The organism is Bartonella sp. AP30XZML, from assembly GCF_042195945.1.
GTDB lineage: Bacteria > Pseudomonadota > Alphaproteobacteria > Rhizobiales > Rhizobiaceae > Bartonella.
Genome location: NZ_JBHIPJ010000010.1, coordinates 1 through 7321 on the forward strand (window position 1 = coordinate 1; position 7321 = coordinate 7321).

Below are 7321 nucleotides of genomic sequence, written 5' to 3' on the forward strand. Positions count from 1 at the left end.
TGAAGAGCAACATAACAGTAGCAGTTCCAAAGCAGCCTAAAACAGCAAAATAGTGAAAAGTGCTGATCATTTTACGATTAGACATGCATTTAAATCGTCAAAAAGGTACCGTACAACGCGATTTAAAGATTTTATGATGAAAACCACATCTGTAATATAAAACGCTCTGTACGGTCAAATTTTAGGTAAATTAACCTATTGGTAAAATTATGGACTAAAAACATGAGAATATTAAAAGACATGTTCTTAAAAAAACGTAAACAACCAATGCAAAAAGAGTTTATTGCAACAGCTGTTGGTTATGTTCCTTGGGGAGATGGAGCAGAGGAGTATTTTTACAACCTCTACGAATATGAAGACGGCACAAGAGAATGTGAAAAGTTTGATGGCGGACAGTATTATACCACACCAGAAAATGCGGATTTTAGTACCAAAGCGCAAGTGAAAGCATGGGTTTACGGTGGTGCTATTCCGAAAAGCGTTCTCAATTACGAGCCTCTCATAGATGAGATCAATAAGGAGATTAAAAAGTTATCGGAAGTTGCTTGACAATATGGCAACATTATGTCTATTGTCGAATCAGGTGCCTAGAAAACACCTTAAATGTACAGCGGATAGATTGCCGAAACAGTCTTTTCACCGCCAATTAAAAACTTTGACTCATTGTATGTTACACGCATATAATGATTTTGTCGGGTGTGGTTATGCTATACAATACCCTTTTGGGGAAGGCATAACGACGGGCTGTACGCCGTGTTTTCTAGCACCCGGCATCCTCTTTGGATGTCAATAGAAAACCTCTAATCGTACGGAGTTCATAATGAACACTCTTATTAAAATATCAGAAAAAATTATTGAACAAGAAATTGTGCAAACGGTCAATGCGCGTGAGTTACACGCATTCATGGAAATAGGAAAACGTTTCGCTACTTGGATTACGGATCGTATTAATCAATATACATTTGAAGAAGGTAGAGACTTTATAAAAACACAAGATTTGCGGTTCCCAAAATTGGGAAGCGCAAAATCTAGAGCTGTTACAGTAATAGAATACCATCTCACTTTAGATATGGCAAAAGAGCTTTCCATGGTTGAACGCAATGAAAAAGGACGACAAGCTCGTCGTTACTTTATTGAGTGTGAGAAAAAGTTAAAAAGCCAATCTGTTGATTATGATCGTGATACCCGTTTTGATTTCCCAACAGATTGGGATAAAATGTCTCCAACTAAAAAGGCTGTTTACATTTATGGACCTCTCCACATGCATCTTGTTAAAGCCTTTACGTTGGTAGAAGAAAGCAAACAGTATAAAACACTCATTGAAGAAGCAAAAAAGGTCTTAGCAAAATCTGTTGTAAAAGCTGCTTAGATTTAAAAACATAACTCCCCATTTTAAAAGTGGGGAGGAAGTTAAGCCGCGTTTTTGATTGTAATAATGACTTGCTTGCCAAGAACACTCAGAGCTTGCTCTAGTGTTTGAAGCTTAGTTGGATAATTTGGATCAAGAATGCGTCTTGCTTCTGTTTCTTTTTTACCCAAACGATTAGCCAATTCTGTTTTTGTGATATTCGCTTCATTAAAGGCTTCTACCACTGCAAGTTTAAGAGCATTCCACGCATCTACCGTAACCTCTACAAGGTCTTTATATTGCTGTGGTACTGGCAAAGGTAAACCGCGCATAGGATAGCTCCGTAATGCTAACCCTAAAGCTTCAACAGCATTCTCTAATGCCTCAGTTCTATTTTCTCCAGCTGTTATTGCTTCTGGTACATCTGGAAAGGTTACAATAAAACCACCATCTGGATCAGATTCCAGTTTTGCTTGATAAGTATACTCCATATTTAGGTCTCCTCGCCATGATCAAAACGCTTTTGAAACGAAAAATTAAAGCTGTTGAGAGAACAACTCATACCCCCAACTGCTTTTTTATTATTTTCACGTAAAGTGGGGTCAATTCACCAGATTTTATAACGGTTGTCTTGTCTCCAAAAGTTACCAAATAATGTGACCCTTTACCTGCATCAGGAGCTTCACTGTAATGAAGAGCTCTTTTTCTGGCTTCTTTGCGTAACTCTCTAAGCAGCGCTTCTCGTTTCATTTAGCCTCCCCTTTCTGCATAAAATGAATATCGCACAAAAAGGTTCGGCAGTCAACAATAAATCGAACAAAAAAGTTTGATACAGACTCTTAATAAAAGGATATTTATTGAAAAGTCAAAAGCAGAAATCAGAAAGCCGTGACATGTTTTTTTGATGAATAATTTGTCAAATAACATTATAATGTAATACTTTAAAAAACTGTTATTAATAAACTGAAATATTTGAATAAATATACAAATTATGCTAAGATTTTATACGTTTTAAAGTGCAAATCTAATGGGGCTATAAATATGCTAAACAAAGTGACGTTAATCGGGTGCCCCTCTTTAAACATCTCATTAAAATTTTATTGAATATTAGATTAGGGAACTACCTATGACCAATACAACTGTATCTAAAAAATATGAAATTACTGACGAAATCAAAGAAGTTTGCGATGCTGATACACGTCAACCTAAACACTTTTATCGCATTCGTGCATTAAGAGATTTCGATGATGTCAAGGCGGGGGATCTTGGCGGGTTTATTGAAAAGGAAAGCAATTTATCCCATGATGGCAATTGCTGGGTCTATGATGATGCTATAGTTGCATATGATGCTATTGTTAGTAAAAATGCAAAGGTACGTAATGAAGCCGCCGTTGCTGGTAATGCAAAAGTTTATGGTAATGCTATAGTGAGTGGTAAAGCTAAAGTTTATGGTCATGATACCCATGTTTATGGCAATGCACAGGTTTCTGATAATGCGAGTGTTAATGGTAGTATGTGGGTTCGTGGTAAGGGAGTCGTTCATAGCACGTGCGTGGTTAATGACAATGCCAAGGTTTATGGTGATGCAAAAATTTGTGGTCAAGTTTGTAACAATGCCGTGGTTTATGGGAAAGTCTTTATTGCTGTAAATGCAAAAATTTATGACAATGCCAAGGTTTGGCATAGTGCTGATGTGAATGGCTTTGTTTATGGCAATGCAAAAGTATCAGGGTCTGCTTATATATATGAGGGTGCTCATATTTTTGATAATGCAAGAGTTTATGGAAAAGCGGTTGTTTACAAAGATGTCAAGATTTATGGCAACGCCACTCTTAAGGAAAAGAAAACATTTCGTGATGATATTTGTAGTAATGATGTAATCACTGAAAAAGTAACATAAAAAACGGCGAGGGGGCTCCTGCTTTAAAATAGAAAGCCATATCATTTGCGTGGTGTGGCTTTATGTTTATCAAAAGATAAAAAACATAATTTTATATGTTAAAAAACAATAATATACTTTTGAAATAATTGAATAAACAAGAAAATTATGCTAAGATTTTTTATGTATAAATTGTTAATCTAATGGGGCTACAAATATGCTAAATAAAGTGACGTTAATCGGGCGCCTTGGTGCTAATCCCGAAAGCAAAACAATGAATTCTGGAGCAGAAATAGTCAATTTGAGTATAGCGACTTCTGAGAGCTATACAGATAAAAAAACTAATCAAAAAGTAGAAAAAACTGAATGGCATTCCGTGGTGATTTTTAATCCACATTTGGCAAAAATTGCTCTTCAGTATCTCAACAAAGGTTCAAAGGTTTACGTAGAAGGAAAATTACAGACACGTAAATGGCAAGATAAAAATGGGCATGACCGTTATACAACAGAGATTGTCTTACCACAATTCAAAGGCGAGTTGTATTTGCTTGATGCCAAAAAAGAGCAATCAGCGTCCCCTACCCCTTCACCTATTACTTCTCAAAATTATGCTATCGCTTCAGGGGCTGCTGATTATAGCATATCTCTTAATGATGCTATCCCATTCTGATTGAAAAAATATGACAAAAAGAAAAAAACGTGCAAAACGCGGACGTCCTCGGATTAAAGGATGTATCAGAGAACCAAACGGACGCATCTCACGAGCAAAAACACCGCNAATACAAGATGCAAAAAATCCGCTTTCCGCTACCTATATCGGGCGGCTTTATCTGCAAGGCGAAATCAATCAAGATCAATATGATGCTGCGCAAAAATATCTTGAAGTGAGAAACAATTACCTCTGTGCAAAAGCCTTACCAAATGCAATTTATGATGACTTTACTCCATCTTTTAATGAAGAGGCAAAAAAACAATGGATTGAAAAAACTACTCATTACTATGAAGCAATGAAAGAGGTGCTAAAAGAAGCGCAATGCCTTTATAGACAGCATAACCTTTATGCCGCACTACAGTATCTTGTTAGTGAAGATCAATCACTGCCACATCTTGTCGGTTCGCTGTATGTTGCTCTGAATGCACTTCATAAACATTTTACAAAAAACCGCTAAATTTTAAGCAGCATTTTGAACATTGATAGTGATCTCTTTTCCAAGAGCAATGAGAGTGGATTCTAAAGTATCTAATTTTGTTGCGTGGTTTAAATCCAACAATCGGTCAATTTGTATTGGGTGAAGTTTTAAAAGACGTACGAGATCAGCTTTGCGTAAGTCTTTTTCAACCATAGCGTTATGTATTGCGATCTTTAAAGTGACCAATGAAGATACTTCAACAAAAGGATAAGCAGTATCACGAACTCCAAAAGAAACGACTTCACGATCTTGAAAACGACCCATAATGACTGTTAAAAGCGCGTTTTTAGCATTTTCTAAAGCTTCTTTTTCGTCGTTACCATAGGTAATAAATTCCTGAAAATCTTTGCAAATGACAAGAAGAGTATCATTGTCATCTCTGATAAATTTAAGTGCATATTTCATTTATATCTCCATATTCAGACTTACTTTAGGTCAAGATCTTTAAGAATCTTTTGAACTAATCCTGTTCCTAATTCTTTCCGCGCACCATGCATTGGCAAAACCGTTTTTTTAGAACCACGTTTTACAAGCAAATGGCCACCTTTCCCTGAGATAAAACTGCAACCATGTTTTGTAAGATATCTTTTTAATTCTTGACTGTTCATAAATATAATATAACATCTAAAATGTTTAAATGCAACAAATATGTTGTTATTTATGGAAAATTAAAAAGCGGCTTTTAAAATACTAAGTTTTGATCAAAAAATAAAAAAAATACAAAATATAGATTTTTTTCTATTGACAATGCATGAAAAATCGTATTTAGTGACAACATGGCAGTGGTTGTATTGCGTCTAAAATTCAAAAATATCCCTTACAATTTGGTAGAATCTTAAGCTTGCAAGAAGGATTAAAGTACTGTTTTTATTGATAAAACAGACTAATCTATTTTGCAAAGATCAAACGCCATTAAATAATCAATGATGTCATTAATTCATTACCTCAAAAGGAGCGAAGATGAAAGCAATCATCACGAAGCCAATGTGTGTTGTTGGCGACAATAAAAGCACTGTTCGCTTTGAAACTTCAACTCCCAATAATCCATTTGTAGAGATTTCCAATCAAGTCTACGCACGTCTCAAGCGCGCCAATGCTGCTAAACCTTTTGTTGAGATCAAAACAAAAATAAAACCCGACAAGGGAGTTGAACAAATTAAGCAAATAGAACAAGAACCAAACCAAATATCAACTGAAGAAACCTCACTCGAAAAGCCTAAAGCATCTAAAGCTTCCAAGCCATCAACATCTACCCCCAAAAAGGCTTAGAAGTTGAAATTAATCATCCGTCAAAAATGGTATCTTCAACAGGTAAAGGATACCTTCACCAGTCTTCAAGCACCACGCCTTAATTGGGCTTTGCGTAATGCTCTAAACACCTCTGCAAAACAAGTCAAACGCTTTGCAGAAAAACAAATTGCAGATGTTACATCAGCCCAATCAAAGCGTGTCAAAAAAGGCGTTTATATTAAAGAAAAGGCTACAGCTAAGTTTCTCGAGACAGATATCATTGGTTCTGGAACACCGATACCTCTTAAATTTTTTCAAGCACAAGAAACAAAACGCGGTGTGACTTACACAATGTTTGGAAAAAAAGAAATCTTACCCCATGCTTTTATCAAAGGTGGGAGTTTTCCAAAGCGTGTTGAATTAAAAAAGCTGAAGAGTAATGTGTTTCAAAGAGCGGATGGAGATCAATTCCCCATTGCAAAACAAGTAGGACCATCAATCGCTGCGGTGATGTCAAAGCCAGAAATTGCAAGTACTATCGCACAATATGCCAATGAAAGATTAACCAAAAACATACAGAGACAACTTGCTCGTCAAGAATACGCTGTTAATAAAAAAGGCTAGATCATGTTCTCAAGCTATGTCTATGTGCTACACAATAGGATTTTCTTTCTTGACAAGATTCACAGAAAACATATATCGTTAAATTAGGTGCCTAGAAAACACCTTGATAGATAGCGGATAGATTGCCGAAACAGTTTATTTTCCGCACATTAAAGGCTTTGACTCGTTCTATACTCGTCGCATATAATGGTCTCGTCGGGTGTAGTTACGCTATACAATACCCTTTTGGGAAAGGCATAACGACGGACTATCTACCGTGTTTTCTAGCACCCGATACCCCTTGGGGTATGAATAGAAGACATCTAAATAGATAGGAGTTCGTTATGAACAATTTAGTAAACACCCAAACCACTTTAACAATGTCTAGCCGTGAAATTGCGGAATTATGCGATAAAAGGCATGACAATATTGTAAGAGATATTCGACAAATATGCACTGACCTCAAAATTGAGGTGAGTAAATTTCAAGGAAATTATAAGGATTCTACAGGACGTAAATTAGTCTGCTACAACCTACCTAAGCGTGAATATCTTATATTAGTTTCAGGGTACAGTACAGTGCTGCGTGCTAAAATTATTGACCGCTGGATAGAACTCGAGAGTCAGGAGCAGACCAATTATGATAATGATACCCGTTTTGATTTCCCAAAAGATTGGGATAAAATGTCTCCAACTAAAAAGGCTGTTTACATTTATGGACCTCTCCATATGCATCTTGTTAAAGCCTTTACACAAGTAGAAGAGAGCAAACATTATAAAGCTTTAATCAAAGAAGCAAAACAAGTCTTAGAAAGATCTGTCGTGAAAGCTGCTTAGTTTAAAATACAATTTCATCTTCCCTGCTTTCAAAGAAGGGAGGATATTAATTCAAAGGAGATTATCGATAATGCCTCTCCTATTCCATAAAAAAGTAAATAAAATCAATACAAAAGGTACTTCCCAGCGGGTTGGGTCTGTTGCGGGGCAGGCGAGCGCGAACTATCGCTAGCGACAGAATTTTCAAATTGACTGTACATTGTACATTTAACTCATTGATAAATAATGATTTCAA

The 7321-nt window shown here is 36.2% G+C and carries 12 protein-coding genes; 8 read left to right on the top strand and 4 right to left on the bottom strand.

The window, feature by feature from the left end:
* Positions 1-222: 222 nt before the first annotated feature.
* Positions 223-549: a hypothetical protein gene (locus ACFIL2_RS00295; RefSeq protein ID WP_375680504.1), complete on the top strand. Its 327-nt coding sequence runs from the start codon at positions 223-225 to the stop codon at positions 547-549.
* A gap of 271 nt (positions 550-820) precedes the next feature.
* On the top strand, positions 821-1369 hold the full coding sequence (locus tag ACFIL2_RS00300) for an antA/AntB antirepressor family protein (protein ID WP_375680505.1): 549 nt from the start codon (positions 821-823) through the stop codon (positions 1367-1369).
* A 41-nt stretch (positions 1370-1410) separates the two neighbouring features.
* Here ACFIL2_RS00300 and ACFIL2_RS00305 read toward each other — a convergent pair whose 3' ends face one another.
* Positions 1411-1839, bottom strand: a complete 429-nt coding sequence (locus ACFIL2_RS00305) for a type II toxin-antitoxin system HicB family antitoxin (RefSeq protein ID WP_375680506.1) — start codon at positions 1837-1839, stop codon at positions 1411-1413.
* 67 nt (positions 1840-1906) lie between these two features.
* The gene (locus tag ACFIL2_RS00310) at positions 1907-2098 is read right to left on the bottom strand and encodes a hypothetical protein (protein WP_375680507.1); all 192 of its coding nucleotides are present in this window, start codon (positions 2096-2098) and stop codon (positions 1907-1909) included.
* A 376-nt stretch (positions 2099-2474) separates the two neighbouring features.
* Here ACFIL2_RS00310 and ACFIL2_RS00315 point away from each other — a divergent pair, with 376 nt between their 5' ends.
* From ACFIL2_RS00315 to ACFIL2_RS00325, 3 genes are all read left to right on the top strand, one after another.
* Positions 2475-3248, top strand: a complete 774-nt coding sequence (locus tag ACFIL2_RS00315) for a hypothetical protein (protein ID WP_375680508.1) — start codon at positions 2475-2477, stop codon at positions 3246-3248.
* Positions 3249-3444: 196 nt separating this feature from the next.
* A complete protein-coding gene (gene ssb, locus ACFIL2_RS00320; protein ID WP_375680509.1) occupies positions 3445-3897 on the top strand; it encodes a single-stranded DNA-binding protein in 453 nt (150 codons plus the stop codon).
* 10 nt (positions 3898-3907) lie between these two features.
* Positions 3908-4396 (top strand): hypothetical protein, encoded by a 489-nt coding sequence (locus ACFIL2_RS00325; protein ID WP_375681663.1) that lies wholly within the window; start codon positions 3908-3910, stop codon positions 4394-4396.
* A gap of 3 nt (positions 4397-4399) precedes the next feature.
* On the opposite strand, the gene ACFIL2_RS00330 is transcribed toward ACFIL2_RS00325, so the two are convergent.
* Together ACFIL2_RS00330 and ACFIL2_RS00335 are read right to left on the bottom strand one after the other, a co-directional pair.
* Positions 4400-4822 (bottom strand): type II toxin-antitoxin system HicB family antitoxin, encoded by a 423-nt coding sequence (locus tag ACFIL2_RS00330; protein ID WP_375680511.1) that lies wholly within the window; start codon positions 4820-4822, stop codon positions 4400-4402.
* Positions 4823-4842: 20 nt separating this feature from the next.
* Complete coding sequence (locus tag ACFIL2_RS00335; protein ID WP_015856254.1) at positions 4843-5025, bottom strand: type II toxin-antitoxin system HicA family toxin; 183 nt, start codon at positions 5023-5025, stop codon at positions 4843-4845.
* A gap of 352 nt (positions 5026-5377) precedes the next feature.
* Between ACFIL2_RS00335 and ACFIL2_RS00340 the strand changes: the two genes are divergently transcribed.
* The 3 genes from ACFIL2_RS00340 to ACFIL2_RS00350 all read left to right on the top strand — a co-directional run bounded on the left by ACFIL2_RS00340 (position 5378) and on the right by ACFIL2_RS00350 (position 7086).
* Positions 5378-5686: a hypothetical protein gene (locus ACFIL2_RS00340; RefSeq protein WP_375680512.1), complete on the top strand. Its 309-nt coding sequence runs from the start codon at positions 5378-5380 to the stop codon at positions 5684-5686.
* 3 nt (positions 5687-5689) lie between these two features.
* A complete protein-coding gene (locus ACFIL2_RS00345; protein ID WP_375680513.1) occupies positions 5690-6271 on the top strand; it encodes a hypothetical protein in 582 nt (193 codons plus the stop codon).
* 323 nt (positions 6272-6594) lie between these two features.
* Positions 6595-7086, top strand: coding sequence for a Rha family transcriptional regulator (locus ACFIL2_RS00350; protein ID WP_375680514.1), 492 nt, complete (start codon positions 6595-6597; stop codon positions 7084-7086).
* Positions 7087-7321: the final 235 nt, after the last annotated feature.